Origin of the sequence: Curvibacter microcysteis (assembly GCF_028649455.1) — a bacterium.
GTDB classification, from domain to species: domain Bacteria; phylum Pseudomonadota; class Gammaproteobacteria; order Burkholderiales; family Burkholderiaceae_C; genus Curvibacter; species Curvibacter microcysteis.
This window is the reverse complement of the sequence record NZ_JAQSIO010000002.1, coordinates 95632-122213: the sequence shown is the minus strand read 5'-3', so window position 1 is coordinate 122213 and position 26582 is coordinate 95632. Positions and strand designations below refer to the sequence as shown.

Below are 26582 nucleotides of genomic sequence, written 5' to 3'. Positions count from 1 at the left end.
AGCCCGGTGACTGACGCCACCCAGGCCAGCCTGCGCCGCTCCAGATTTCAGCGGTGGGTCTTGCGCCCCTTGCTGGTTTTCTTTTTGGCCGCCGCCGTCACCTTTTTGACCGAGGCCTTCAAGGCCTGGATGGGCGAACGAGGCACCGACTCCGGTGCGCGCGCACCGCGCTCCGGGTTCTTGGCGCCCTTGCTCCCGGGGCCAGATGAACGCTCAGCACGGCCAGCCTGCCCCGAGGATTTGCCCGAGGTCCTGCCTGCAGGACCTCCAGCCGAGGATTTCTCGCGCGGCGGACGGACCATGAGGTCTTCGCCCTCGGTCACCAAACGGAAGTCGATCTTGCGACCATCCAGGTCCACCCGGCTGACCTGCACCCGCACCCGCGAGCCGATGGCGTAGCGAATGCCTGTGCGCTCGCCGCGCAACTCTTGGCGCGACTCGTCGAACTTGAAGTATTCACCCCCCAGCTCGGTGATGTGCACCAGGCCCTCAACGTACATCGCATCCAAGGTCACGAATATGCCGAAGCTGGTCACCGACGAGACCACACCGCCAAACTCCTCACCCAGGTGTTCGCGCATGTACTTGCACTTGAGCCAAGCCTCCACGTCGCGGCTGGCCTCGTCGGCACGGCGCTCGTTGGCACTGCAGTGCAGGCCGGCAGCCTCCCAGGCCTGGGTTTCGGCCGAGGCCTTGCGCGGCTTGTCGGTCGGCTCCTTGACCCGCGACGCGAGTCGGCGCGCCAACTTGGTATGCGCCTCGCCCGGCGTCGGCAACGCTGGCAGTTGGTAGCGCGACTGGCCGAGGATGGCCTTGATCACCCGGTGCACCAACAAGTCGGGGTAGCGGCGGATCGGGCTGGTGAAGTGGGTGTAGGCCTCGAACGCCAAACCAAAGTGACCACTGTTGATCGGCGTGTAAATGGCCTGCTGCATGGAGCGCAGCAACATGGTGTGGATTTGCTGCGAGTCCGGGCGCTCCTTGGTCGCCTCGGCAATGGCCTGGAATTCACCAGGACTGGGTTCGTCGCTGATCGACAAGCCCACCCCCATGGCCTTGAGGTAATTGGCCAGCAACTCACGCTTCTCAGGCGTCGGGCCTTCGTGCACCCGAAACAGACCCGGGTGCTTGCCTTGCGCGATGAAATCAGCACTGCAGACGTTGGCCGCCAGCATGGCCTCTTCAATCAGGCGGTGGGCATCGTTGCGGGTGCGCGGCACGATCTTCTCGATGCGACCGCTGTCGTCGCAAACAATCTGGGTCTCCGTGGTCTCGAAGTCGACCGCACCACGGGTGTGGCGCGAGGCCAGCAGAGCGCGGTACACATCGTGCAAGTCCAGCAGGTGCGGCACCAAGTCCTTGCGCCGCGCAGCCTCCGGGCCGCGTGTATTGGCCAAGATGGCCGCCACCTCGGTGTACGTGAAGCGCGCATGGCTCCACATCACCGCCGGGTAGAACTGGTAGGCATGGATCTCGCCCTTGGCGTTGATCATCATGTCGCAGACCATGCACAGGCGCTCGACCTCGGGGTTGAGCGAGCACAGGCCGTTGGACAGCTTCTCGGGCAGCATGGGGATCACCCGGCGCGGGAAGTACACGCTGGTGGCGCGGTCGTAGGCGTCGATGTCGATGCCCGAACCGGTTTGCACATAGGCGCTCACATCCGCAATCGCCACCAGCAAACGCCAACCTTTGCCACGCCCCACTCGCGCGGGTTCGCAATACACGGCGTCATCGAAGTCGCGGGCGTCTTCACCGTCGATGGTGACCAAAGGAATGTCGGTCAAATCCACCCGGGCACGCTTGTCAGCAGGTCGCACCTTGTCGGGCAGCGCCTTGGCTTCGCTGAGACAGGCCTCGGAAAATTCATGCGGCACGCCGTACTTGCGCACAGCGATTTCGATTTCCATGCCGGGGTCGTCCACCTCACCCAACACCTCGGTCACGCGACCCACGGGTTGACCGAACAGCGCGGGCGGCTCGGTCAACTCGACCACCACCACCTGCCCGGTCTTGGCCGTGCCTGTGGCGCCCTTGGGGATCAACACATCTTGGCCGTAGCGCTTGTCCTCTGGCGCCACCAGCCAGACGCCACTCTCTTGCAAGAGGCGGCCGATGATGGGTTGCTGGGAGCGCTCAATGATTTCCAGCACACGCCCCTCGGGGCGGCCGCGCCGGTCGGAGCGCACGATGCGGATTTTGACCCGGTCTTTGTGCAGCACAGCCCGCATTTCATTGGGGGGCAAATACACATCGGGATCGCCGCTGTCACGGACCACAAAGCCATGGCCATCACGGTGGCCCTGGATGATTCCTTCAAATTCTTCTAACAAATTGCTCGGCGACTTGCTTTGGCTTAAATTTTTGATATACAATCTAAATCTTCCTGAGATGCCCAGGTGGCGGAATTGGTAGACGCACTAGTTTCAGGTACTAGCGAGTAACATCGTGGAGGTTCGAGTCCTCTCCTGGGCACCAAGTTTAATGAAAACGGGTTACACAATCCGCTTTCAAGACAACTAAATTTTAGGAAGTTGATTAGGTTACAAGACTGCCCAGGTGGCGGAATTGGTAGACGCACTAGTTTCAGGTACTAGCGAGTAACATCGTGGAGGTTCGAGTCCTCTCCTGGGCACCAGTCTGTAATCATTCATACGCAACCAAGCCGCTGTTTCAGCGGCTTTTTTGTTTTGGGCGCGCGACAGACACACCACTAAATCCCGCTCCACCCCCGAAACGCCAACAAATACCCCCACCCCATCAAAAAACCCCAGGGTGCTTGCGCACCCCAGGGCTCGGGCTCAGGCCAATTCAGCAGGCTCCGCGTGCGACCTCCACACGCCAAGAGAGCAGGCAATACTCAAATTGGCAACGCCACCAGGTCATGACCCTCGGTCGCCACAATGCGGGCCCGGGTGAATTCACCCACTTTGAGGGTTTTGCTGATCTTCTCAGGTGGCAGCAATCGCACCACACCATCAATCTCAGGCGCATCGGCATAGCTGCGACCCACGCCACCCTTGCGACCCAGGGCCGGGGCCGAATCCACCAGCACCTGCATGGTGGCGCCGACGCGGCGCTGCAGGCGTTGAGTCGACACCTCTTCGGCCACAGCCATGAAACGGGCCCGGCGCTCTTCACGCACTTCGGCCGGCAGCATGCCTTCGAGTTCGTTGGCAGCGGCGCCTTCAACAGGGCTGTAGGCAAAGCAACCCGCCCGATCGATTTGCGCTTCACGCACAAAATCAAGCAAGTGCTGGAATTCTTCTTCTGTCTCACCCGGGAATCCCGCAATGAACGTACTGCGAATCACCAGTTCGGGGCAGATTTCACGCCAGCGTTGAATGCGCTCCAGGTTCTTCTCGCCACTGGCAGGGCGCTTCATGCGGCGCAGCACATCAGGGTGGCTGTGCTGGAAGGGCACATCCAGGTAAGGCAGCACACGACCCGAAGCCATCAAGGGCAGGATCTCATCCACACTGGGATACGGGTAGACATAGTGCAAGCGCACCCAGGCGCCATGGGGCTCAGCCAACTCGCTCAGGGCCTGAACCAATTCGAGCATGCGGGTCTTGACCGGTTTGCCATCCCAAAAACCGGTGCGGTATTTGACATCCACGCCATAGGCCGAGGTGTCTTGACTGATCACCAGCAATTCTTTGACGCCCCCCTCAAACAAGGCCTTGGCCTCTTTGAGCACATCACCAATGGGGCGGGACACCAAATCACCCCGCATGGACGGAATGATGCAGAAGGTACAGCGGTGATTGCAACCTTCGCTGATCTTCAGGTAGGCATAGTGGCGCGGCGTGAGCTTGATACCCGCCTCGCCAAAAGCATTGGGCACCAGATCAATGAAGGGGTCATGAGGCTTGGGCAGGTACTTGTGCACCGAATCCATCACCTCTTGAGTCGCATGCGGACCAGTCACCGCCAGCACACTGGGGTGCATCTGACGCACGAGGTTTTCACCACCCTGCCCTTGCTTGGCTCCCAGGCAACCGGTGACGATGACCTTGCCGTTTTCGGCCAGGGCCTCGCCGATGGTGTCCAGACTTTCTTTCACGGCATCATCAATGAAGCCGCAGGTGTTGACGATCACCAGATCGGCGCCTTCAAAGGTCTTGGAGGTTTGGTAACCCTCAGCACTGAGCTGGGTGAGGATCAACTCAGAGTCGGTCAAGGCCTTGGGGCAACCAAGACTGACAAAACCAACACGGGGGGCCGGCTGACCGGAACCAACAACAGGGGGGGCAAGTACTTCACTCATCCCGCCATTGTCCCAGTTCTGACGCCCCCAGGGTCATGCAAGCCCGGCAAGACCCAAAAATCAGACGCCTCAGCGCTTTAAGCCAAAAGCGCCCAGCATCTGCTCGGTCTGCTTTTGCATCTGCTCTTGCATCTGGCTCAACAGCGTTTTGGACTGCTCGCCGTAATTGCCCATCATGCCTTGCAGCACGGGGGACTGCATGCTCATGAACTGCGCCCACATCTCAGGCGACACACTCTTGGACTGCGCCGTCAACTGGGTCTGCATGTCTGAGAAAGCCTGGATGTTCTTCTCGATGTAAGACCCCATGAAACCCTGCATGGCATGGCCATAGAAGCGAATGATGCTGGCCAGCACCGCCTCGGTGAACATTGGCGCACCACCAGCCTCCTCCTCCAGGATGATCTGCAGCAGGATGCTGCGGGTCAGGTCATCATTGGTTTTGGCGTCGCGCACCACAAAGGACTCGCTGTCCATGACCAGCTGACGCACCTCGGTCAAGGTGATGTAGGTGGAGGTATCCGTGTCGTAGAGGCGCCGATTGGGGTACTTTTTGATGACACGCTGGGCCGGCTTACCGGCAGCGGTTTTCTTGCTTTGCACGAATGAGGCTCCTCGATCTGCTGGGATCGAAATATCGTTGAATCGTTACATTTTAGGGAGCAGCCCCAGGCCAACGGCCAAGGTTTACCCTGACCAGCCATTGTGCGCCCCACTGGGCCACCCAAGCCGGACAAGCAAGCCAGGTGCCAGCCCAGCCCGGGCCAAAAATCAATCCGGCAATCCGGCAATCCGGGCAAGTCGGAGCTTGGTCGAGATCAAAAAGCAATTCGGAAAAAGAAAAAGCCACCCGGTGGGTGGCTTGATCAACAGAAGCCCGGGGGCTTTGTTTTCAGTTTTCTGTGATGTCTGAAGTCTGGTTTACTTCAGCAGATAAACTGGTAGGCGCGATTGGACTCGAACCAACGACCCCCACCATGTCAAGGTGGTGCTCTAACCAGCTGAGCTACGCGCCTGTGTCTGTTTGCATTCGAGAATTCGATTCTAGCACGGTTTTTTCACGCCTTTGAAAGAAACCCAAAAAAACTCACTTTTCTCGCAGCCAAAGCCCAGCCAACGACTCAGCGCCGCCGCGCCCAGCGCACGCCACTCACCGCGGCGACCAGTCCCAGCACTTTACCAAGTCGGGCTGAATCCGAAACCTCCACCGTGAACGTCATCCAAGCCGTGCCCTTGACCGACTGCGTCTGCACTCCGATGACATTGGTCTTCTCACGCGCAAACACTTCCGAGATGTCGCGCAGCAAGCCTTGGCGATCGGCCGCCTCCACCGCCACATCCACAGGGTAGACCGCCACGTCGGCCCCCTTGGTGCGGCTCCACTCGACTTCGATGACGCGCTCGCCGCTGCGGGCGGCCATCTCGCGGAAGTTGCTGCAATCGCGGCGATGGATGCTGACGCCCTTGCCCCGGGTGACAAATCCCCCAATGGCGTCGGGTGGCGCCGGCTTGCAACACTTGGCCAGCTGGGTCATCAAGGAATCGATGCCCACCACCAGCACGCCACCCTTGGGGGTCTTTTCCACATGGCGCGACTTGCGCAAGAGCAGGTAGTCGTCAGGCTCGAGGATGGGCTCGGGTGGGCGCAGCAGGTTCTCGATGTTGCGCAGCGAAAACTCGTCCTTGCCAACCACCTCAAACAAGGCATCGGCTGATTTGAAACCCAGTTGCGAAGCCAGTTCTTCCAGCTTGATGGCTGTCTTGCCCTCGCGCTGAAGCAATTTCTCGACCGACTCGCGGCCGCGTGCCACCGTCTCGTGGGTGATCAAGGCATTGAACCAGGCACGCACCTTGGCCTTGGCGCGGTGGCTGGTCAAAAAGCCCAACTCGGCATTGAGCCAATCACGCGAGGGCCCGCCCTCCTTGGCGATGGTGATCTCCACTGTCTGGCCATTTTGCAGCGGGGTGTTGAGCGGCACCATGGCGCCATCGACCCGCGCGCCACGGCAGCGGTGGCCCACGTCGGTGTGCAGTGTGTAGGCAAAGTCCACCGGCGTCGCCCCTTGGGGCAGCTCGACGATGGCGGCATTCGGCGTCAGCACATAAATGCGGTCTTCAAAAAGCCCTTGCTTGTGCTGGGGCCCGGACAGGTCGCGCTCCCAGGCCAGCAATTGGCGCAGCACGGCGATCTTGGCGTCGTACTCACTGCTGGCCGACACCCCTGCATAGCCTTTGGTCCCGGCCTCCTTGTAGGCCCAGTGCGCCGCCACACCATGCTCGGCGTGGTCGTGCATGGCCTGGGTGCGAATCTGGATCTCGATCGGCTTGCCCGCAGCGTCGCGCACCACGGTGTGCAACGACTGATAGCCGTTGGGCTTGGGGCGGGCGATGTAGTCATCAAACTCGGCATGGATGGGCGCAAAGCGCTCATGCACCCAGCTCAGAGCCGCGTAGCAGTCCTTCACGCTGCCCACGATCACGCGCAGCGCACGGATGTCAAACACCTGGTCAAAGTCCAGTGACTTGCCGCGCATCTTCTTCACGATGCTGAAGATGTGCTTGGGCCGCCCCTGCACGCTGGCCACCATGCCCTGGGCCCGCAATTCGGTCTCCAGCTCCTGCCGCAGTGCGGCCATGGACAGCTCGCGCTCGGTGCGCTTTTGGTCCAGCAGTCGGGCAACGTCGCGGTAGGTCTCTGGCTCCAGAAAACGGAATGCCAAGTCCTCCAACTCCCATTTGATCTGCCAGATGCCCAAGCGGTTGGCCAAGGGAGCGAACACATGCAGGGACTCCCGCGCCAAGCTGGGCGGAATGGGCTTCTTGGTGGCCGCGTAGTAACGCAAGGTCTGCAACCGGGAGGCCAGCCGCAGCAGCACCACGCGCAGGTCACGCGAGAAGGCCAGCAGCATCTTGCGCACGTTCTCGTTCTGAACTGCCGGGTCGTCCAGGCGCTGCTCGGCCGCACGCGCCTGCTGCTGGATGCGGATCAGCTTGGTGGTCTCAACGGCCAAGGTGGCGAAGTTATTGCCAAAGACCTTGGCAATGACCTCTTGGGGCTTGCTCAGGTGTTCGCAGGTGTAGACCAAGTAACACGCAGCCTGCATGGCCTCCGAGCCCCCAATGAGCTGCAGGATGGCCGACTCAGCATCGGCGTGGGCCAGGGTGTTTTCACCCGACAGCAGGGCTTGGTCGACCAAGAAAGGCTCGGCAAAAGCGCGCGCACGGGCCAGCACATCGACCTGACCCGAAAGGTCATGGGCCGTCGCGGCAATCAGCTGAGGAACGGGAGCAGAGCGTGAAGGTGAGCCTGAAGGCGCCACCGGGAGACTATTCATCAGGAAAACTAGGCCTCTGATCCAAAATAAAAGCCAAAGAGCGTATCACGCTGGTCTTGCGCCACAAGCGTGGGCGCATGCCCTACGCCAGGTAACTCCACCACCCGGCCACGCGGTCCTCGCTGCGCCATGGCGGCCGCGGTGGCGGCAGACAGCAAGTCCGATTGCGCGCCACGCAAGACCAAGGTTTGGGCGTTCACCTGATCGTACAGTTGCCACAGTGCGGCTTCACCCGCCTGCGCTGCGGCCTGCGTCAAGGCCCGGAAGGGCACCGCAATCGCCGGGTCGTAGTGCAGACCCAGCCCCCCCTCAGGCAAGGGCTTGAGCATGGGCCGACTCAGTGCCAACCATTGCTCCGGTGTGTGCGGACCGAAACTGCTGGAGATCAGCCACAAAGCCGCAGCCGCCTGGGCCTCGTCGGCAAAGCGAACGGGTTGACCCACATACGCCCCGATGCGCTGCAACGCGGCCCACTCAATCACCGGCCCCACATCATTGAGCACCAGGCGCCGCAACGGCACGGGCAAAGGCAAGCCCGGCTGGCCCGCCAGCGCCAGACCGATCAGCCCCCCCATGCTGGTGCCCAACCAGTCCAGGGTCTGGATGGGCGCCTGGGCCTGCAGTTGCGCCAGCAAGGCCAGCATGTCGGCAGCGTAGGTGGGGATTTGGTAGGCCTGGGGATCGCTCAGCCAATCGCTTTGACCACGCCCCACCACATCGGGGCAGATGATGCGGATCGGGTGGGGCGTGCGGGCCACGAAGTCGGCTGCCAACACATCAAAGTCGCGCCCCTGGCGGGCCAATCCATGGACGTAGACCAGGACGTGGGCCGCAGCAGGATCACCCCAAGCCCAGTAAGCCATGCGGTGACTGCCCGTCGCGTCCGGGCAAGGTACGTAGTTCAGCGTAGGATGGCTCATGGCGTCCGGCCGCCCCGCGGGACGGCTTGATAATCAAGTTCACTGGCATCCTAAATCATCTGGAGAATACGCATGTTGAACGGTAAGACAGCTCTTGTGACGGGCTCCACCAGCGGCATCGGCTTGGGCATTGCCAAGTCCCTCGCTCGCCAAGGCGCCAACGTCATCCTGAATGGCTTTGGTGATGCCACAGCCCCGCAAGCCGAGGTGGCTGCCGCCGGCCAGGCCCATGGCGTGCAAGTGGCTTACCACGGCGCCGATATGAGCAAGCCGGCCGAGATCGCCGACATGATCGAGTTCGCCAAGACCCGTTTTGGTGGCGTCGACATCCTGGTCAACAACGCCGGCATCCAACATGTGGCGCGGGTCGAAGACTTTCCGGTCGAGAAGTGGGATGCCATCCTGGCCATCAACCTGTCCAGCGCCTTCCACGCCACACGCCTGGCCTTGCCGGGCATGAAGGCCGCCAACTGGGGCCGCATCATCAACGTGGCCTCGGTGCACGGCCTGGTGGGTTCGGCTGAGAAGTCCGCGTATGTGGCTGCCAAGCATGGCATCGTGGGCCTGACCAAGGTCACGGCCCTGGAGAACGCCACCACCGGCATCACCTGCAACGCCATCTGCCCCGGCTGGGTGCTGACCCCCCTGGTGCAAAAGCAGGTGGACGCCCGCGCCGCAGCCAACCAATGGACCAACGAGCAGGCAACGCGCGAACTGCTGGGTGAAAAAGAGCCCTCAATGCAATTCACCACGCCCGAAGAATTGGGTGAACTGGCCGTGTTCTTCTGCTCGCCCGCCGGCAACAACGTGCGCGGCGTGGCCTGGAACATGGACGGCGGCTGGACCGCCCAGTAAGAAGCGCTCCCATGCCCCGCCTGCTGGATGGGGCGGGCGATCAGAAGCCGGCCTGGCTTGTCTGAAGCGGCCGGCGGCGAGCTCAGCGCATTTGCACCGAGCCCGAGACGTTCACGCTCACCGTGCTGCGACCTGCCTCCACGGGCAGGTCAGCCGACATCGGAGCGGACGCCACTTTGGCCTCCATCGCCATCATGCGGGGGCGCGGCATGCTGCCGCTGTCCGACGCACTGACATTCACTTCTCGCAGCACATAGTTAGAGAAGCCGAACTGACGGCTGAGTTCGCTGGCCCGGGCCTTGAACTTCTCCACGGCCAGGGCCTGGGCCTCGCCTTCAACCCGGGCCCGCTGTTCGCGACTCAGTGAAAACTGGACCTGGGTCACGTTGAGGCTTTGAATGCGTCCCGCCGTGGCCGTCAGGCGCGGGATGTCACGGCCCTCCAACACCAACTCAGCGCTGCCTTGCCAGCCACTGATCTTGCCGTCGCGGTTGTAGCGCGGGTACAGGGTGAAGGCCCCGGTGCGGGTCTCCACCTGACCGGCTTGAACCGCTTTTCGGGCCTCCAGCAACGCCACATCCAAGGCGGTGCGCAATTGGGACTGCACCAGGGCAGGATCGGCGCCGTCCCGTGTCGCGCTCAAAGTGAGGCTCAGCCAGTCCTGCACCACCTCAACCGAGCCGCTGCTGGACAGTTGCAACACATTTTGTGGCTGCGCCCATGACACCGGCTCGGCATGAACCCGGTTGCTGGCGCTGACACCCCATGCCAAGGCCCAGACGAGCGCTGCGATGCTGCTCCAGCAAGCCCGATCTCCACGTACTGACAAAACCATTTTTCAGCCTCCCAAGGATTGAAACAAAAGCGACTCACCGGCTACCCGGTGGCCTCAAAATTGCCGCGCGCAGGCGGCAAACAACGGCCTCTCAAAAGACGCCAAGCCCCGTTGAATCAGATGAATAGGACAAGTTCCGGCAACGATGTCAGACGATGCCTACTCATGATCGCAAGTTGTGTAACAGTGTGTGATAACGCCTTCAAAAGGCTGGTCAATCAGCTGTAACAAGTCTCAGAATCGGTGCTGTTACAAATTAGGTCAATAAAAATGAACCAATCCAGCACCCGCACCGACAAGATCCTGGTCGTTGACGACGACGCCCGCATCCGCGACCTGCTGCGCCGCTACCTGAGCCAAGAAGGCTTTGAGGTCATGGTGGCCGAAGACGGCAAAGCCCTCAACCGCATCCTGCTGCGCGAGTCGGTCGACATGATTGTGCTGGACCTGATGATGCCGGGTGAAGACGGTCTGTCCATCTGCCGCCGCCTGCGCGCGGCCAACGACCGCACCCCCATCATCATGCTGACCGCCAAGGGCGAAGACGTGGACCGCATCGTCGGCCTGGAAGTGGGTGCCGACGACTACCTGGGCAAGCCCTTCAACCCGCGTGAACTGCTGGCGCGCATCCACGCCGTGCTGCGGCGCCGCCCCCCCCAAGAGGCGCCAGGGGCGCCCTCGGGCGACAACGAACAGGTTCTGTTCGGCCCCTTCACCTTTGACCTGGGCACCCGGGCCCTGCAACGCAACGGCGAGGAACTGCCCTTGACCACGGGCGAGTTCGCCATGCTCAAGGCCTTGGTGCGCCACCCCCGCCAACCCCTGTCGCGTGAAAAGCTGGCCCTGTTGGCACGCGGGCGTGAGTTCGAGCCTTTTGACCGCAGCCTGGACGTACAAGTGTCACGCCTGCGTAAATTGATCGAGGTGGATGCTGCGGCGCCGCGTTATATTCAAACCGTCTGGGGCGTCGGATACGTGTTTGTCCCGGATGGCGGGAACTGAGCCAAACCGCCCTGTTCATTCGGCACCCGAGGGCCCCTTTGAGATCACCAGGCCCAGCACAGCGCCCCGGGGGCCTCGCTGAATTTCATGTGAAAAAAAAGAAATCGAGTGATCCTCAGGTTGAAGCCACCAGCCCTGCCCCGCTCGAATTGACGCGGCAGGCGCGCAGCCGCTCGAAAATGGGCCTGAACCTGTTCTGGCGCACCTTCTTCCTGCTGGCCATTTTGCTGGTCGGCAGCATCCTGGCCTGGCTGCAAACCCTGCGCGCCCTCGAATTGGAGCCGCGTGCGCTGCACACCGCGCACCAAATCGCCTCCCTGGTCAACCTCAGCCGTGCGGCCCTGCTGCACGCCGATGGCATTGCCCGCATGTCCCTGATCAAGACCATGGCCGACCAGGAGGGCCTGCGCATCCTGCCGCGCGAGCCCGGTGACCAGTTCGATCTGTTCGAGGCCGACAACACCTTGGGCCAACGCGTCGCACTCGAAGTGTCCGAGCGGCTCGGCCCCGGCACCGTGGTGGCCCAGCGCGTCAACCAGGAGCCCGGACTGTGGGTCGGTTTTGAAATCAATGGCGACGCCAACTGGCTGCTGATGGACCGGGCCCGCTTCAGCCCAGCCAGTGGCCGCACCTGGCTGATCTGGATGATCACCGCCGCCGTGCTGTCCCTGGCGGGCGCAGCGGCCATTGCGCGACTGATCAACAAGCCCTTGCAACAACTCTCCTTTGCCGCCAACCGGGTGCGCGATGGCGACTTTGCCGCCAGCCACCTGGACGAGCAAGTGGCCACCAGTGAGATCCGGGAAGTCAACATCGGCTTCAACCGCATGGCACAAAAACTGGCCAAGGTCGAGCAGGACCGGGCGGTGATGCTGGCCGGCATCTCGCACGACCTGCGCACGCCGCTGGCGCGCCTGCGCCTGGAAACAGAAATGAGCGTGGCCGATATCGACGCGCGCGACCACATGGTGGCCGACATCGTGCAATTGGACGCCATCATCGACAAATTCCTCGACTACGCGCGTCCCGACCATGTGCAGCTCAAGACCGTGCGCCTGGCAGACGTCGTGGAGTCCTGCCTGTACGGCGTGCAAGACGACCCTGAATTGAAGATCCACGTCTCGCTGCAAGACGACCCCCATGTGCTGGCCGATGAGGTCGAACTGGCGCGCGTACTGTCCAACCTGATAGAAAACGCGCGCCGCTACGGCAAGACGCCCAACACCCCGATCGCGGTGGTCGAGATCGCGGCCCGCACGCGTGAAGAGTGGGTGCTGCTCAAGGTGCGCGACCATGGCCCTGGCGTACCACCCGACATCCTGGCCGACCTGGTCAAGCCTTTCTTCCGAGGCGATGCGGCCCGCACCCACGCCACCGGCGCCGGCCTGGGCCTGTCCATCGTCAACAAAACCGTGCAACGCATGGGCGGCATGTTCATGCTGGCCAACAGCAGCACGGGGGGGTTGGCCGCGCACATCAAGCTGCAGCGCGCCTGAGGGCCCGGCGCAGCGCCGGCCTCACGCCTGAGGCCAGGGTCAGTCCAGCATCAATCGGCCAACAGCAAGACGACCGCCCGGGCCTCCATGCTCAGGCCTTCGCCGACCGGACCCATTTTTTCGGCGGTTTTGGCCTTCACATTGACCTGATCACGCGCCAGCCCCAGCAGGGCCGCGATGCGCTCGCACATCAGGGGAATGTGGGGCGCCAGCTTGGGCGCCTGCGCCACCACCGTGCTGTCGATGTTGTTGATGCGCCAGCCCTGGGCCTGCACGCGGCGCGCGGCCTCCGCCAGCAGCACGCCCGAGTCGGCGCCCTTGAACTGCGCATCGGTGTCCGGAAAGTGCCGGCCGATGTCGCCCAGCCCCGCAGCGCCCAGCAAGGCATCGGTGATCGCGTGCAGCAGCACATCAGCATCCGAGTGGCCCAACAGCCCCAGGCTGTGCGGCACCTCGACACCCCCCAGAATCAACTTGCGCCCGGGCACCAAGGCGTGCACATCCCAACCCTCTCCGACACGCAGCTTCATACCGCCTCCGTCGCAGGGGTCGAGGCCAGGCGGGCCTTGAGCACCGCCTCGGCCAAGGCAAAGTCGTCCGGGTAGGTAACCTTGAAGTTGGCCCCTTCAGGCGCCACCAGGCGGGGCCGCTGGCCTTGCGCTTCGATGGCGCTGGCCTCGTCAGTCACGGTGGGGCCGCTGGCCTGCAAGGCCTGCTGCAAGGGCGCCAGGCGGAACATCTGCGGTGTTTGGGCCAGCCATTTGTCGCCGCGTTCCAGGGTGGCGCTGACGCGACCTTCGGCCCCGACCTTGAGCGTATCGGCCAGCGGTTGCGCCAGCAGGCCACCCACAGCGTCGTCGGCGCAGGCGGCCATCAGGCGCTGGATCTGGGCTGGGGTGATCAGGCAACGCGCGGCGTCGTGCACCAGCACCCAGTCTTGCGGCTGGGCGCCCAGGGTGTGCAGCACGGCCAGGCCAGCGCTCACGCTGGCGGCGCGGCTGGCACCACCGCAGTCGGCCACATGGACCGCTTCGGCCAGGCCCTGGGCCTCCAGCGTGGTGTCGCCCGGCGCCACCACGACCAGGATGCCGGCCAGTCCCGGCGTGGCGGCAAAAGCCGCCAGGGTGTGGGCTACCAGGGGGCGGCCTGCCAGGGCTTGGTACTGTTTGGGGCCGTCCGCGCCGGCGCGGGCGCCGGAACCCGCGCAGGGGATCAGGGCCCAGTAGCGCGGTGCGGTGGAGGAAATGTGGGGTTGATGCAGGGCTGAGTCGGTCATAAGAAGTCACCCATTCTAAAATCCCGGCAGCACACCCCCCGTCTTTTGCCACGGGGGGTGTTTGCCATTGCTGGACGCCATGGAACTGCCCAAACTTTCTGTCGGAAAACGCTACACCCTGCCCCGCCCCGTCGGCTCTGCCGATGCCTTGTTGCTGGCCCGCCTGGGCCTGCGCGAAAAGGCCGCAGGCAAACCCACCGCCATCGTCTGTGCGGACGCCAGCGACGCCCAGCGCCTGCTGGACGAAATCGCTTTCTTTGCCCCCGAACTGCGCTGCGCCTTGTTCCCGGACTGGGAAACCCTGCCCTACGACACCTTCTCGCCGCACCAGGACCTGATCTCCGAGCGCCTGGCCACGCTGTGGCGCATCCAGCAGCGAGACAAGGACACCGGGGCTGACGTGGTCATCGTGCCGGCCACCACGGCGCTGTACCGGCTGGCCCCGCCATCCTTCATGGCGGGCTACACCTTCCAGTTCAAGGTCAAGCAAAAGCTCGACGAAGCGCGGCTCAAGAGCCAGCTCACGCTGGCGGGCTACAGCCACGTCACGCAGGTGGTCAGCCCAGGCGAATACGCGGTGCGCGGCGGCTTGATCGACTTGTTCCCCATGGGGGCAGCGATGCCGTTCCGGGTCGATCTGTTTGACGACGAGATCGACTCCATCCGCACCTTCGACCCCGACAGCCAGCGCAGCCTCTACCCCGTGCCCGAGGTGCGCCTGCTGCCTGGGCGCGAGTTCCCCATGGACGACGCAGCGCGCGCCAAATTCCGCAGCCGCTGGCGCGAGCTGCTGGAGGGCGACCCGACCAAGAGCCGCGTCTACAAGGACATGGGCAATGGCGTCGCCACCGCGGGCATCGAGTACTACCTGCCGCTGTTCTTTGACGACACCGCCACCGTGTTCGATTACCTGGGCACGGACGCCACCGTCGTGCTGCATGGCGAGCTGGAGCCTGCTTTCCAGCGCTTCTGGCAAGACACGCGTGAACGCTACCGCCTGATCCAGGGCGACCCGGACCGCCCGGCCCTGCCGCCCGAAAGCCTGTTCCTCAACATCGAGCAGTTCTATGGCCGTGCCAGCGAACACGCGCAACTGTCGCTGCGCCCGCGCGAGCCCGAGGTGCAGGACGGCGCCAGCTTGCAGGCCCTGGGCGACCTGTCGGTGCTGCGTGGCGCTGACGAGCCCCTGGCCCGACTGCAGGCCCACATCCGCAACACGCCCCAGCGCGTGCTGCTGCTGGCCGAAAGCGACGGCCGGCGCGAAAGCCTGCTCGACTTCCTGCGCGCAGGCGGGGTCAGCCCGCCCGCCTTCGAGTCGCTGGCCGCCTTCGAGGCCGACCCCGACGAGAAGATCGGCATCGCCACCGCCGCCCTGACCGTGGGCTTCAGCTGGCTGGACCAGGGCATCGACTTCGTCACCGAGACCGAGCTGTTCGCCACCGGCGCCACCACGCGCCGCCGCAAGAAGCAAGAGCAGGTCAGCGACGTCGAAGCCCTGATCAAGGACCTGTCCGAACTCAATGTCGGCGACCCCGTGGTGCACTCGCAGCATGGCATTGGCCGCTACCGAGGCCTGGTTCACATGGACCTGGGCCAGGGCAAGAACGCCGATGGCAGCCCAGCCATGCAGGAGTTCCTGCACCTCGAATACGCCGACAAGGCCGTGCTCTACGTGCCCGTCAGCCAGTTGCAGCTGATCAGCCGCTACACCGGCGTCAGCGCCGACGAGGCACCGCTGCACAAGCTGGGCAGCGGCCAGTGGGAAAAGGCCAAGCGACGCGCCGCCGAGCAAGTGCGCGACGCGGCCGCCGAGCTGCTCAACATCTATGCGCGCCGCGCCGCCCGCGAAGGCCATGCCTTCCGCTACTCGCCGAGCGACTACGAAACCTTTGCCAACGACTTTGGTTTTGAAGAAACGGCCGACCAGCGCGCCGCCATCCACGCCGTGATCCAGGACATGATCAGCCCGCGCCCCATGGACCGCCTGGTCTGCGGCGATGTGGGCTTTGGCAAGACCGAGGTGGCGCTGCGCGCCGCCTTCGTGGCCGTCACCGGCGGGCGCCAGGTGGCCTTCCTGGCCCCGACCACCTTGCTGGCCGAGCAGCACTACCAGACCCTGGTGGACCGCTTCAGCAAGTGGCCGGTGAAGATCGCCGAGATGAGCCGCTTTCGCTCCACCAAAGAGATCAACGCCGCCGCCAAAGGCCTGTCCGACGGCACGGTGGACATCGTGGTGGGCACGCACAAGCTGCTCAGCGAAAGCGTGCAGTTCAAGAACCTGGGCCTGCTCATCATCGACGAGGAGCACCGCTTTGGCGTGCGCCACAAAGAGGCCATGAAAGCCATGCGCGCCGAAGTCGACGTGCTGACCCTCACCGCCACGCCCATCCCCCGCACCCTGGGCATGGCGCTCGAGGGCCTGCGCGACCTGAGCGTGATTGCCACCGCGCCACAACGCCGCCTGGCCATCAAAACCTTTGTGCGCAACGAGGGCACGGGCGTGATCCGCGAAGCCGTGCTGCGCGAACTGAAGCGCGGCGGCCAGGTGTACTTTCTGCACAACGAGGTGGAGACCATCGAGAACCGGCGCCAGAAGCTCGAAGAAATCCTGCCCGAGGCGCGCATCGCCATCGCCCACGGCCAGATGCCCGAACGCGAACTCGAGCGCGTGATGCGCGACTTTGTGGCCCAGCGCTTCAACCTGCTGCTGTGCTCGACCATCATCGAAACCGGCATCGACGTGCCCAGCGCCAACACCATCGTGATGAGCCGCGCCGACAAGTTCGGCCTGGCCCAGCTGCACCAGCTGCGCGGCCGCGTGGGGCGCAGCCACCACCAAGCCTATGCCTACCTCATGGTGCCCGACACCGAGGGCCTGACCAAGCAAGCGGCGCAGCGCCTGGAAGCCATCCAGGCCATGGAAGAACTGGGCAGCGGCTTTTACCTGGCCATGCACGACCTGGAGATCCGAGGCGCCGGTGAGGTGCTGGGCGAGAACCAAAGCGGCAACATGCTCGAAGTGGGCTTCCAGCTTTACAACGAAATGCTGTCCGAAGCCGTGCGCAGCCTCAAAGCGGGCAAAGAGCCCGACCTGCTCAGCCCCCTGTCGGTCACCACCGACATCAACTTGCACGCGCCAGCCCTGCTGCCCGACGACTACTGCGGCGACGTTCACCTGCGCCTGTCCTTCTACAAGAAGCTGGCCACCGCGCGCACCGCCGACCAGATCGACACCCTGCTCGAGGAGATCGTGGACCGCTTCGGCAAGCTCCCGCCCCAGGCCCAGACCCTCATCGATGTGCACCGCCTGCGCGTGCTCAGCGCGCCCTATGGCGTGGTCAAGGTCGATGCCGCGCCCGGCGTGATCACCATCACCTTCAAGGCCAACCCGCCAGTGGACCCGATGCGCATCATTGAGCTGATCCAGAAGCAGCGCCACATCAAGCTGGCGGGCAACGAAAAGCTGCGCATCGAGCGCGAAGTCAAAGAGCCCAAGGACCGCGCCCAGGCCGTGCGCGACGTGCTGCGCCAACTGGGCCAGCCCCTGGCCGTGGCCTGACCTGGCCTGCGCATGGACGCCAACGCTGACGCCCTCCCGCTGCTCCAGGCGCTGGCCTGGGGGCTCGCCCTGCTGCTGTCGGCCCTGATGCGGCCCTGGCGCCTGCTCAGCGGGCCGCAGGGCTCGCAACGCCTGTCCACCCTGCTGGGCTTCAGCGTGCTGCTGCCCTGGCTGTGGGCCTTGCCCTGGCTGCACGCGATGCCGCTGCAACTGCAGTGGTCGGGCGCCTGCCTGGCCGTGCTGATGCTGGGCTGGCCCCTGGCCGCCCCGTGCCTGCTGGGCGTGGCGCTCAGCGCCGGCCTGTTGGCAGGCCAAGGCCCGCTGGCCATGCTGGACCAGGCGTTCTGGCAAGGGCTGGTTCCCGCCACCCTGGCCCTGCTGCTGGGCGCGGCCATCCGCCGCTGGGTCGGGCCGCACCTGTTTGTCTATGTGCTGGGCCGGGCCTTTTTGGGCACCGTGGCGTGCCACTTTGTGGCCACGGCCTTGGCCCAGTGGGCGGGACACGCCCTGCCAGGCGTGGACGAGGGCCTGTCCTTGGTCGCGCACTGGCTGATGGCCTGGGGCGACGGCTTCATGACTGGCATGCTGGCTGCCATCCTGGTGGCATTTCGACCGCAGTGGCTGGCCACCTGGTCCGATGGCCTGTACCTGCCCAAGCCCTGAGCGAGCGCAGCGCCCTCCCTATAATCGGCCGCAACACTTCGCCCGCCCCGGCCAGGCCCTGGCTGGGCCGGGCCCGAGCGTGGAAACCGGGGCCTGACCGGCCCCTCTGCCCCTTCCTCAGCGCCCTGTTCACCCCATGCCCCAAGAATTCGCCCCCGGCCTCGTCATCCAAGACTTCACGCCCCCGCTGGACCTGAGCCAGTACAAGCTGATCGCCTTTGACATGGACTCCACCCTGATCAACATCGAGTGCGTGGACGAGATCGCCGACGCCGCTGGCCGCAAGGCCGAAGTCGCGGCCATCACCGAAGCCGCCATGCGCGGCGAAATCACCGACTACAAAGACAGCCTGCGCCAGCGCGTGGCCCTGCTCAAGGGCGTGACCATGGCCCACATGGAGCAGGTCTACAACGAGCGCCTGCAGCTCAACCCTGGTGCCGCCGAGTTGGTGGCGGCCTGCAAGGAAGCCGGCCTCAAGGTGCTGCTGGTCAGCGGTGGTTTCACCTTCTTCACCGACCGCATCCGCGCCCGCCTGGGGATTGACTTTGCGCGCTCCAACGTGCTCGAAGTGGTCGACGGTGTGCTGACCGGCCGCATGGTCGACCAGCCCTGGGGTGACATCTGCGACGGCGAAGAAAAGCGCCGCACCCTGCTCGAAGTGAGCACCTTGATGGGCATCCCGGCCAGCCAGACCATTGCCATGGGCGACGGCGCCAACGACCTGCCGATGATGGGCGTGGCCGGCCTGTCCGTGGCCTACCACGCCAAGCCGCGCGTGCGTGCCCAGGCCCAGGTGGCCATCAACCAAGGCGGCCTGGACCGCCTGCTCGAACTGCGGGCCTGAGCGCGTCCAGCAGGCTTGGCCTGGCACGTTCTGCACTGAGCTGCCGCGCAGGCGACGCGGGCGCGGTGCGGCCCCACCGCACAATCGGCGCCATGTCCGCCCCCTTGCCCCGGCAGCCACTCAGCGCTGCGCCCCCGTCCCCGCCTGCGTCCCCCTCTTGGCTGTGGGCCACGCTGCTGGCCCTGTGCCTGGGCTTCATCATCAGCCAAGCGTTCCGCACGGTGGCGGCCATGATGGCCGTTCCGCTGCAGCAAAGCCTGGGATTGACGGCCAGCCAACTGGGCCTGTTTGCCGGCACCTTCCACCTGGCGTTTGGGGCGCTGCAAATCTTCATGGGGGTGGGCATTGACCTGTATGGGATCCGCCGCACCCTGTTGTGTGCCTGGCCATTGACCCTGGCCGGGGCGCTGATCTCGGCCCTGGCACCGGGTTATGGCTGGTTGCTGCTGGGCCAGGCCCTGGTGGGCGCGGGCTGCGCCCCGGCTTTCCTGGTCTGCACCGTGTTCATTGCGCGGCAGTTTCCGGCCGCCCGCTTTGCGTCCTTGTCCGGCCTGGTCATGGGTCTGGGGGGCGTGGGCCTGCTGCTCACGGGTTCACCGTTGGCCTGGTTGATCGAGCAAAGCTCCTGGCGGGTCGGCTTTGGCGTGCTGGGCGCTGGCAGCGCCCTGGCCTACCTGGCGGTCTGGATCTGGGTGCGCGAGCCGCTGGAGAACGCGCCGCGCTCGGGTGACTCTGTGTTGCAGGCCCTGCGGGGCGTCGGTCAGCTGCTGCGCCTGCCCCATACCGCGGGCATCCTGGCCCTGGCCTCGGTCAACTATGCGGCGTTCATCACCTTGCGCGGGCTGTGGCTCGGACCGATGTTGATGGACCGGCATGGCTACTCGCTGGTGCAGAGCGGCCATGTGGCCTTGGCGGTGTCGGTGGTGGGGCTGTTTGGACCGCCCTTGTTCGGGCGGCTGACCGTGCAGGGGGCGCAGCGGCGGCGCTGGATCGTGGCCTTCACCTGGGCACTGGCCGCCTTGTTTGGCCTGTGTGCCTGGTCGCCCTGGGCCGGGTTGACGGTGGTGACCAGCCTGCTGATCGGCTTTGGCTGCGGCTTCATCATCTTGCAGTACGCCGATGTGCGCGCCGCCTACGCGCCCGAGCACACGGGGCGCGCCATGGCGCTCTACACCATGGCCATGTTCCTGGGCATTGCGCTGATGCAGTGGGTCACCGGCTGGAGCGCCACCTGGGCGCAAGCCCATGGTTGGGAGGTTTACCAGGCCGTCAACCTGACCGTGCTGCTGATGCTGCTGGTGGGCGCGCTGTTGTTCCGCGTGCTGCCCGCGCCGGCCCTGCGCTGAGTCTCAGCCAGCGCTCAAAAGCGCTGCGACCGGGCCCAGCGCACGATGTCCGCCGCCCCCATGGCGCCGGCCTGACGCGCCACCTCCCGGCCACCGACCAACAAGGCCAGGGTCGGGATGCTGCGGATCTGAAAGCGCGCGCCCAAGGCCGGCACGGCCTCGGTGTTGACCTTGGCCAGGCGGAACTGGGGCTCCAGCTGCTGGGCTGCCTGCTCGAAAGCCGGCGCCATCATGCGGCAGGGGCCACACCAAGGCGCCCAAAAATCCACCAACAGCGGCAGCTGGCTGCGGCTCAGGTGGCGGTCGAACAAGGCGACATCGTCCAGCGCCAGGGACTGGCCACTGAACAACGGCTTTTTGCATTGGCCACAGTCAGGCGCCTGCCCGAGTTGAGCCACGCGCACCCGGTTGGTGGTCTGGCAATGGGGGCAGACCACATGCAGGGCCTCGGGGGTGTCCACGGTGCTCATGCGGGCGTGCCGGGTTCCGGGCTGGCGTCGGGCTGGTGGGCGCCAGGGGCCGCACGGCCCTGGGCCAAGCGGCCCAGCAGCTGCCGGGTCTGCACCTCGGCGGCCACCGACTGCGCCAAGGGCGCACGGCACAGGCCGGCCTCGGCGTAATGCAGGTTTTCGTACAACAGGGTCAGGGCGGGGCTGCTGCGCAGCAGGCCCTGCAGCCCGTCCTGGGCCTCGGCCTTGAATTGCAAATCATGCAGGAGCTGCGTCACGCGCTGGGCCAGCAGGCGGTACTGCAGCGGGTCGGCCGAGGTGGAGGATGCGTCCAGCCGGTCCAGCAGTTGCGCCAGAACGGCCAGCGGAGTGAAGTCGGTTCGTGCTGTGTTCATGCCATCCAATTGGGGATGGAGGCTCGCTTTGCAAGCATCACCCCCCGCAGCACCGAACACCCTCAGCGCGGCAAGCGTCCGTTGAGCGGGTAAGCCGGGTCGGTGTAGCCGGGCGTGGAGGGGTGGCCCGGGGCCACCAGGCTGTTCACCAAAGCCTCGTCCTCGGGGGTGATCACCACGTCGAGCGCGGGTCGGTAATCCTCCCACTGCTGCAAAGTGCGCGGACCGGCAATCACCGAGCTGACCGCGCGGTTGGCCAACACCCAGGCGGTGGCCCATTGGGCCAAGGTGCAGCCCCGCGCCTCGGCGTGGGCTTTGAGCTGCTGCGCGATCCGCAGCGACTCTTCGCGGAACTCGGTCTCGGCGATGCGCTTGTCCCCACGGGCGGCCCGGCTGCCCTCGGCAGGCGCCTGGCCGGGCAGGTATTTGCCCGTCAGCACGCCGCGCGCCACCGGGCTGTAAGGCGTGACGCCAATGCCGTAGTGGGCGCAGGCCGGCAGGACCTCGACCTCCGGCATGCGGTTGAGCAGGTTGTAATAAGGCTGGCAGACCACCGGGCCTGGCATGCCCAGTTGACCGGCCACGCGCATCACTTCAGCGATGCGCCAGCCGCGGAAGTTCGACACGCCCCAGTAACGGATCTTGCCCTGGCGCAGCAGCTGGTCGAGGGCGCGCAGCGGCTCTTCCAGGTCCATGCCGTTGAAGTCACGGTGCAGGTAAAGAATGTCCACAAAGTCCGTCTGCAGGCGCTGCAGACTGGCCTCCACCTCACGCAGCATCCAGCTGCGCGAGTAATGGCTTTCATTGACCCGCTCCGACATCTTGTTGCCCAGCTTGGTGGCCAGCACCCAATCGTGGCGCTGGCCCTGCAGGATTTGGCCGACCAGGGTCTCGGAGGCGCCCGAGGTGTAGACGTCGGCGGTGTCGATGTAGTTGACGCCCTGCTCCCGTGCCCGCGCCACGATGGCACGGGCCTCGTCCAGACCTGTCTGGTCACCAAACATCATGGTGCCCAGGCACAAGGCTGATACTTGCAAGGGGCTCTTGCCCAAACAACGGTACTGCATGGCGTCTCCTGCCAGAAATGGGGAACAAAAAAGGGCCCGAAGGCCCTGCGGTGAAGCGGTTTACAGCGCCTGGGCCAGGCGCGCCACGCCTTCGCGGATCTTGGCCACATCGGCGGTGGCAAAGCTCAGGCGCAGCGTGGCATGGTCCGGGTTGGCGCAGAAGAAGGGGGTGCCCGGTACAAAGGCCACGCCCTTTTCGATCGCGCGCTTGGCCAGCTCGTTGCCATCGGCCAACTTGCCGCCGGCACCGGTCAGGCGGGCCCACACGAACAAGCCGCCTTGCGGCTGCACGAACTCAATAGCGTCCCCCAGATCGCTGCGCAGCGCGTCGCCCATGGCCTGGGCGCGCTCGGCATAGACGGCACGAACATGGGCCAGCGTGGCCGGCATGCGGCCCGCCTTCAGGTACTGGGCGGCCGTGGCCTGCGCAAAAGTGCTGGTGTGGGCGTCGCTGAATTGCTTGCACATGGTGGCCTTGGCCAGCAGCTCGGGCGGGGCGATCATCCAGCCTACGCGCAGGCCCGGCGACAGCACCTTGCTCAGCGAGCCGCAGTGCGCCAGCAACTCACGGCTGCCCGGCACACTGGCGCTGAGGTTGAGCAGGCTGGGCGGCGGGGCCTCGCCAAAGTACAGGTCGCCGTAGGGGTCGTCTTCGACCACCAGGGTTTGGTACTTGACGGCCAGCTCCAGCACCTTCTGGCGCCGCGCCTGGGTCAGCATGGCACCGCTGGGGTTGCCAAAGGTGGGGATCAGGTAAACAAACTTGGGCTTGTGCTCGGCGATCAGCTTTTCGAGCTCATCGACCTTCACGCCGTCGCCGTCGACCGGGGCGCTGATCAGCTCGGCGCCATACAGGCGGAAACACTGGATGGTGGCCAGGAAGGTCGGGCCTTCGACGATCACCTTGTCGCCCGGGCTGATCAAGGTCTTGCCCAGCAAGTCCAGGCCTTGCTGGCTGCCGGTGGTGACGATCAGCTTGTCGGCGGCCACGTCCTGGGCGCCCTTGTGGGTCATGAACTGGGCCAGTTGTTCGCGCAGGGGGTTGTAGCCCTCGGTGGCCCCGTACTGCAGGGCACCGCCGGCTTCTTCGGTCAGCGCCGCGTTGACGGCTTCCCGAATGCCGTCCACGTCGAACATGGCACTGTCGGGAAAGCCCCCGGCAAAGCTGATGATGCCGGGCTTGCCCAGCAGCTTGAAGAGTTCGCGGATGGCGGAGGTTTCAACGTTGTTCAGTCGGTCAGCGAATTGCAAAGGCATGGCACGTTCTCACTTTCTGTCCGCCATTGTCGCTAATTCGCACCCCCTTCGGGTTGGTCCCGCCAACGGCTCAGGCGCTCCCCCTCAACGCGGGCAGCGAGGGCGCTGGGTGGACTGGAAAAGTGAGGCGTCCCCGCCCCAAAGATCACCGCATTCCTGCGGCTTGTTTTGATATGGCAATCGTTTTTATCACTGAAACAATCATTTAATCGGCAAAACATCTATATACAAACAGGCCAATCAGCGGCATAACAGAGACCTCCAACCCCTCTGTTCCAAGGAGCCGCCCATGCCCCAGCTTGCCGAGTTTTTCCAGAACGCTCAATTGCCCACCATGCCTGAGGTGGCGCAAACCTTGATCCGAACCCTGCACGATGAAGACAGCTCGCCGCGCACCGTGCGTGACATCTTGGCGCGTGATCCCGCCCTGACCGTGAAGCTGATCCGCTTGGCCAACTGTGCCCGCTTTGGCCTGCCGCGCACCGTGGCCAGCCTGGACGACGCCATCCTCATGACCGGCCTGGGCCAGGTCCGCACCCTCGCGCTGTCGGCCTGTCTCAATGGGGCCTTCCCCGTCATCTCGGGCCTGGATCGGAAGGAATTCTGGGAACAAAGCATGGCGTGCGCCGGCTATGCCGACTGGCTGGCACGGCGTCTGGAGGTGGACCCGCAGGCCGCCTGGCTGGCGGGCATGATGCTGCGCCTGGGAGAGCTGGTCATTGGCCAGCGCCTGCCCCAGGCCCTGACGGAAATCGAACGCCAACCCCACCTGCCTGGCGGGCGCTGGGAGCGTGAAAACCTGCTGCTGGGCTTCACTGAAAGCCAAGTCAGCGCAGAAATGGCCCGGCGCTGGAACTTCCCCACCCTGATCAGCGATGGCCTGGACCATGCCTCCGACCCCATGGCAGCCCGCCCCTTCTGCCGCCTGGGCGGCTTGCTGCACCTGGCGGAACTGTTGGCCGAGACCGCGCCGAAAGCGGGCGACACCACCGCCATCCGGGAGGCGATCGAGGCCTTGCCCCATGACGTGATGGTGGCCTTGCAGCTGGACCCGGTCTGGATGGCCGAGCACCTGCCTGCGGTGGACTCGTTCATCGACATGAGCGTGCTGCACTGAGGCCAGGGGCGCGCGGGGGCGGCGCGACGGCGGGCGCCATTCCAAGCCACAATGCGGCCACCCACCCTGCCCCAGTGCCGCACCCCGCATGAAAAAATCCGACATCGAACCCTTTTTCGCCACCCTCAAGGCAGCCAACCCGATGCCCAACACCGAGCTCGAATACACCACGGTGTTCGAGCTGCTGGCGGCCGTGCTGTTGTCCGCCCAGGCCACCGATGTGGGCGTGAACAAGGCCACCCGCCGCCTGTTCCCGGTGGCGGGCACCCCGCAAAAAATCCTGGACCTCGGGCTGGAAGGCCTGGAGGAGCACATCAAGACCATTGGCCTGTACCGCAGCAAGGCGCGCCACCTGCTGGAGACCTGCCGCATCCTGGTGGAGCAGCACAACAGCCAGGTGCCACGCACGCGCGAGGCGCTGGAGGCCCTGCCCGGCGTGGGGCGCAAGACCGCCAATGTGGTGCTCAACGTGGCCTTTGGCCAGCCCACCATGGCGGTGGACACGCACATCTTCCGCGTCAGCAACCGCACCGGCCTGGCGCCCGGCAAGAACCCGCTGGCGGTGGAGCTGCAACTGATCAAGCGCGTGCCAGCGGCCTATGCCGTGGACTCACACCACTGGCTGATCCTGCACGGGCGCTATGTGTGCCAGGCGCGCAAGCCGCAGTGCTGGCAATGCAGTGTGGCGACCTGGTGCGATTTCAAGGGCAAGACGCCCGCGCCCTGAACCGCCTCACAGCGCCAAGGCGGCCAAGGCCTGCAAGACCGCCACCCGGGTCTGGCCAGTGACCATGCCGCGCCATTCGGGCGTGTCGATGTAAAAAGCCGAGCGCACGCGTTGGCGCCCAGCTTCGCGCTCGCTGGCCGGCGCGTCGGGGTGGCGGTTGAGCCACTGGTCCAGGCGCATGGCCCACAGCACCTCGTCGAATGGCCGGGTGCCAAACTCCAGGCCCAGCGACAAGGGCAGCGCCTGGGGGCATTCCTGGTCCAGGATTTGCGCCGCGCTGCCGCGCACCACCGTCGTGCAGGAGTCGCCCTCAAAAGGGGAGAACACATCCGCCCCCCAGCAAGCGCGAGCCCGCGCCAGGTCGGCGGCCTGGTTGCGCCCGGCAAAGATCTTTTCGCCATGGCCCTCCGGGCCCAGGCCGGTGTGCACATCGATCCAGCCCACTTGGTCGCAGCCCGCCCCGTGCTCGCGCAGCACCTGGCGCAATGTGGTGTTGCTCCAGGCCGGGCCCAGGCCCGAATAGAACACCCCGTCAGGGTGGCTGCTTTGGCCGCTGGACAAGGCGTCGCGCCAGCCGGCAGAGCCCAGGCGCACCTCGGCCAAGGCCAGGGCCTCCTCCTGGGCCAGCGACGGGGGCCAGGCTTCGGGCAGCAGGTGGGGGTGCAGCTCGGCATAGCCGGCATTGACTGGCAGCGGTTGGCTGAAATCCAGGAAGTTGCGGTTCAGGTCGATGCCGTCTTCGTTGACCCGGCAGCGGTGCGAGAACCCATAGGGATTGACCGCGTGCACCAGCAGCAAGGCCACGCCGGCGCGCTCGGCCCGGGCCAGCAAGTCGCTGTCGTGCAGCAGCGCCAGCTGGCAGCCCGAACCGCAAAAGCCCTCGACACCATGCAACCCAGAGGTGACCACCAACAGACGCTGAGCCGAAGCCGGCCCCAAGCGCAGCACGTCCATGGCCAAGACCTCGCCCGAGGCCCCCAGCTGCTGCGGGTGCACCCAGGACTGCAACGCCCCGCGCCCCTCGGCCGCCGCCAGGAACTGGGTGCGCGCCTGGGCATAGGTGAGCGAGAAGTGACGCGACAGGGTCTGGCTGTAAGGCATGGCGGGATGGGCTCGTGAAAATCAAGGGTGCTGCCACTGTAGCGGGCCTGGGCCCGGCTGGCACGCTT

At 65.0% G+C, this 26582-nt stretch carries 21 protein-coding genes, 3 tRNA genes and 1 pseudogene; 11 read left to right on the top strand and 14 right to left on the bottom strand.

Annotation, left to right across the window (positions count from 1 at the left end; genetic code table 11):
- Positions 1-47: 47 nt before the first annotated feature.
- Positions 48-2333, bottom strand: coding sequence for a ribonuclease R (rnr, locus tag PSQ39_RS05695; protein WP_273925750.1), 2286 nt, complete (start codon positions 2331-2333; stop codon positions 48-50).
- 60 nt (positions 2334-2393) lie between these two features.
- On the opposite strand from rnr, the gene PSQ39_RS05690 reads away from it, so the two are divergent.
- Positions 2394-2478: transfer RNA gene (locus PSQ39_RS05690), tRNA-Leu, on the top strand.
- 75 nt (positions 2479-2553) lie between these two features.
- A tRNA-Leu gene (locus PSQ39_RS05685) sits at positions 2554-2638 on the top strand.
- Between the two features lie 222 nt (positions 2639-2860).
- Here the strand turns inward: PSQ39_RS05685 and rimO are convergent.
- The 5 genes from rimO to PSQ39_RS05660 form a co-directional block, all read right to left on the bottom strand.
- Complete coding sequence (rimO, locus tag PSQ39_RS05680; RefSeq protein WP_273925749.1) at positions 2861-4270, bottom strand: 30S ribosomal protein S12 methylthiotransferase RimO; 1410 nt, start codon at positions 4268-4270, stop codon at positions 2861-2863.
- 69 nt (positions 4271-4339) lie between these two features.
- On the bottom strand, positions 4340-4873 hold the full coding sequence (gene phaR, locus PSQ39_RS05675; protein WP_273925748.1) for a polyhydroxyalkanoate synthesis repressor PhaR: 534 nt from the start codon (positions 4871-4873) through the stop codon (positions 4340-4342).
- A 336-nt stretch (positions 4874-5209) separates the two neighbouring features.
- Positions 5210-5286 (bottom strand) — tRNA-Val (locus PSQ39_RS05670).
- A gap of 105 nt (positions 5287-5391) precedes the next feature.
- Positions 5392-7605, bottom strand: coding sequence for a RelA/SpoT family protein (locus PSQ39_RS05665; RefSeq protein WP_273925747.1), 2214 nt, complete (start codon positions 7603-7605; stop codon positions 5392-5394).
- Between the two features lie 8 nt (positions 7606-7613).
- Entirely contained in the window at positions 7614-8525 is a 912-nt protein-coding gene (locus tag PSQ39_RS05660; RefSeq protein WP_273925746.1) for an alpha/beta fold hydrolase, read from the bottom strand.
- Positions 8526-8597: 72 nt separating this feature from the next.
- On the opposite strand from PSQ39_RS05660, the gene PSQ39_RS05655 reads away from it, so the two are divergent.
- Positions 8598-9380: a 3-hydroxybutyrate dehydrogenase gene (locus PSQ39_RS05655; RefSeq protein WP_273925745.1), complete on the top strand. Its 783-nt coding sequence runs from the start codon at positions 8598-8600 to the stop codon at positions 9378-9380.
- Positions 9381-9462: 82 nt separating this feature from the next.
- Here the strand turns inward: PSQ39_RS05655 and PSQ39_RS05650 are convergent, their stop codons facing one another.
- A complete protein-coding gene (locus PSQ39_RS05650; RefSeq protein WP_409241994.1) occupies positions 9463-10215 on the bottom strand; it encodes an SIMPL domain-containing protein in 753 nt (250 codons plus the stop codon).
- Between the two features lie 270 nt (positions 10216-10485).
- Here PSQ39_RS05650 and ompR point away from each other — a divergent pair, with 270 nt between their 5' ends.
- Together ompR and PSQ39_RS05640 are read left to right on the top strand one after the other, a co-directional pair.
- On the top strand, positions 10486-11217 hold the full coding sequence (gene ompR, locus PSQ39_RS05645; protein WP_273925744.1) for an osmolarity response regulator transcription factor OmpR: 732 nt from the start codon (positions 10486-10488) through the stop codon (positions 11215-11217).
- A gap of 179 nt (positions 11218-11396) precedes the next feature.
- Positions 11397-12710: pseudogene (locus tag PSQ39_RS05640) on the top strand (ATP-binding protein); the annotation flags it as partial.
- Between the two features lie 53 nt (positions 12711-12763).
- Here the strand turns inward: PSQ39_RS05640 and ispF are convergent.
- Both ispF and ispD read right to left on the bottom strand, forming a co-directional pair.
- Positions 12764-13243, bottom strand: coding sequence for a 2-C-methyl-D-erythritol 2,4-cyclodiphosphate synthase (gene ispF / locus PSQ39_RS05635; RefSeq protein ID WP_273925743.1), 480 nt, complete (start codon positions 13241-13243; stop codon positions 12764-12766).
- A complete protein-coding gene (gene ispD, locus PSQ39_RS05630) occupies positions 13240-13989 on the bottom strand; it encodes a 2-C-methyl-D-erythritol 4-phosphate cytidylyltransferase (protein ID WP_273925742.1) in 750 nt (249 codons plus the stop codon). Before ispD ends, ispF begins: the two co-directional genes overlap by 4 nt.
- A 79-nt stretch (positions 13990-14068) precedes the next feature.
- Here ispD and mfd point away from each other — a divergent pair, with 79 nt between their 5' ends.
- From mfd to PSQ39_RS05610, 4 genes are all read left to right on the top strand, one after another.
- Positions 14069-17548: a transcription-repair coupling factor gene (gene mfd, locus PSQ39_RS05625; RefSeq protein ID WP_273925741.1), complete on the top strand. Its 3480-nt coding sequence runs from the start codon at positions 14069-14071 to the stop codon at positions 17546-17548.
- Positions 17549-17560: 12 nt separating this feature from the next.
- Positions 17561-18211 (top strand): hypothetical protein, encoded by a 651-nt coding sequence (locus tag PSQ39_RS05620; RefSeq protein ID WP_273925740.1) that lies wholly within the window; start codon positions 17561-17563, stop codon positions 18209-18211.
- Positions 18212-18347: 136 nt separating this feature from the next.
- On the top strand, positions 18348-19055 hold the full coding sequence (gene serB / locus PSQ39_RS05615) for a phosphoserine phosphatase SerB (RefSeq protein ID WP_273925739.1): 708 nt from the start codon (positions 18348-18350) through the stop codon (positions 19053-19055).
- 92 nt (positions 19056-19147) lie between these two features.
- Positions 19148-20401 (top strand): MFS transporter, encoded by a 1254-nt coding sequence (locus tag PSQ39_RS05610; protein ID WP_273925738.1) that lies wholly within the window; start codon positions 19148-19150, stop codon positions 20399-20401.
- A gap of 14 nt (positions 20402-20415) precedes the next feature.
- Here the strand turns inward: PSQ39_RS05610 and trxC are convergent, their stop codons facing one another.
- The 4 genes from trxC to PSQ39_RS05590 form a co-directional block, all read right to left on the bottom strand.
- On the bottom strand, positions 20416-20871 hold the full coding sequence (trxC, locus tag PSQ39_RS05605) for a thioredoxin TrxC (RefSeq protein ID WP_273925737.1): 456 nt from the start codon (positions 20869-20871) through the stop codon (positions 20416-20418).
- Entirely contained in the window at positions 20868-21245 is a 378-nt protein-coding gene (locus PSQ39_RS05600; RefSeq protein WP_273925736.1) for a hypothetical protein, read from the bottom strand. The genes trxC and PSQ39_RS05600 overlap by 4 nt, the downstream gene beginning before the upstream one ends.
- Before the next feature lie 62 nt (positions 21246-21307).
- Entirely contained in the window at positions 21308-22312 is a 1005-nt protein-coding gene (locus PSQ39_RS05595) for an aldo/keto reductase (RefSeq protein WP_273925735.1), read from the bottom strand.
- A 60-nt stretch (positions 22313-22372) separates the two neighbouring features.
- A complete protein-coding gene (locus PSQ39_RS05590) occupies positions 22373-23563 on the bottom strand; it encodes an aminotransferase-like domain-containing protein (protein ID WP_273926346.1) in 1191 nt (396 codons plus the stop codon).
- Between the two features lie 295 nt (positions 23564-23858).
- On the opposite strand from PSQ39_RS05590, the gene PSQ39_RS05585 reads away from it, so the two are divergent.
- The gene (locus tag PSQ39_RS05585; protein WP_273925734.1) at positions 23859-24686 is read left to right on the top strand and encodes an HDOD domain-containing protein; all 828 of its coding nucleotides are present in this window, start codon (positions 23859-23861) and stop codon (positions 24684-24686) included.
- A gap of 88 nt (positions 24687-24774) precedes the next feature.
- Positions 24775-25413, top strand: coding sequence for an endonuclease III (gene nth, locus PSQ39_RS05580; RefSeq protein ID WP_273925733.1), 639 nt, complete (start codon positions 24775-24777; stop codon positions 25411-25413).
- A 6-nt stretch (positions 25414-25419) separates the two neighbouring features.
- Here nth and PSQ39_RS05575 read toward each other — a convergent pair whose 3' ends face one another.
- The gene (locus PSQ39_RS05575) at positions 25420-26514 is read right to left on the bottom strand and encodes a M14 family metallopeptidase (RefSeq protein WP_273925732.1); all 1095 of its coding nucleotides are present in this window, start codon (positions 26512-26514) and stop codon (positions 25420-25422) included.
- Positions 26515-26582: the final 68 nt, after the last annotated feature.

Bases quoted from the DNA above. Each gene is read 5' to 3' on its own strand.
- rimO (WP_273925749.1), bottom strand. From the start codon at position 4,270: ATGAGTGAAGTACTTGCCCCCCCTGTTGTTGGTTCCGGTCAGCCGGCC.
- PSQ39_RS05665 (WP_273925747.1), bottom strand. From the start codon at position 7,605: ATGAATAGTCTCCCGGTGGCGCCTTCAGGCTCACCTTCACGCTCTGCT.
- PSQ39_RS05660 (WP_273925746.1), bottom strand. From the start codon at position 8,525: ATGAGCCATCCTACGCTGAACTACGTACCTTGCCCGGACGCGACGGGC.
- PSQ39_RS05655 (WP_273925745.1), top strand. From the start codon at position 8,598: ATGTTGAACGGTAAGACAGCTCTTGTGACGGGCTCCACCAGCGGCATC.
- PSQ39_RS05650 (WP_409241994.1), bottom strand. From the start codon at position 10,215: ATGGTTTTGTCAGTACGTGGAGATCGGGCTTGCTGGAGCAGCATCGCA.
- ompR (WP_273925744.1), top strand. From the start codon at position 10,486: ATGAACCAATCCAGCACCCGCACCGACAAGATCCTGGTCGTTGACGAC.
- ispF (WP_273925743.1), bottom strand. From the start codon at position 13,243: ATGAAGCTGCGTGTCGGAGAGGGTTGGGATGTGCACGCCTTGGTGCCC.
- ispD (WP_273925742.1), bottom strand. From the start codon at position 13,989: ATGACCGACTCAGCCCTGCATCAACCCCACATTTCCTCCACCGCACCG.
- mfd (WP_273925741.1), top strand. From the start codon at position 14,069: ATGGAACTGCCCAAACTTTCTGTCGGAAAACGCTACACCCTGCCCCGC.
- PSQ39_RS05620 (WP_273925740.1), top strand. From the start codon at position 17,561: ATGGACGCCAACGCTGACGCCCTCCCGCTGCTCCAGGCGCTGGCCTGG.
- serB (WP_273925739.1), top strand. From the start codon at position 18,348: ATGCCCCAAGAATTCGCCCCCGGCCTCGTCATCCAAGACTTCACGCCC.
- PSQ39_RS05610 (WP_273925738.1), top strand. From the start codon at position 19,148: ATGTCCGCCCCCTTGCCCCGGCAGCCACTCAGCGCTGCGCCCCCGTCC.
- trxC (WP_273925737.1), bottom strand. From the start codon at position 20,871: ATGAGCACCGTGGACACCCCCGAGGCCCTGCATGTGGTCTGCCCCCAT.
- PSQ39_RS05600 (WP_273925736.1), bottom strand. From the start codon at position 21,245: ATGAACACAGCACGAACCGACTTCACTCCGCTGGCCGTTCTGGCGCAA.
- PSQ39_RS05595 (WP_273925735.1), bottom strand. From the start codon at position 22,312: ATGCAGTACCGTTGTTTGGGCAAGAGCCCCTTGCAAGTATCAGCCTTG.
- PSQ39_RS05585 (WP_273925734.1), top strand. From the start codon at position 23,859: ATGCCCCAGCTTGCCGAGTTTTTCCAGAACGCTCAATTGCCCACCATG.
- nth (WP_273925733.1), top strand. From the start codon at position 24,775: ATGAAAAAATCCGACATCGAACCCTTTTTCGCCACCCTCAAGGCAGCC.
- PSQ39_RS05575 (WP_273925732.1), bottom strand. From the start codon at position 26,514: ATGCCTTACAGCCAGACCCTGTCGCGTCACTTCTCGCTCACCTATGCC.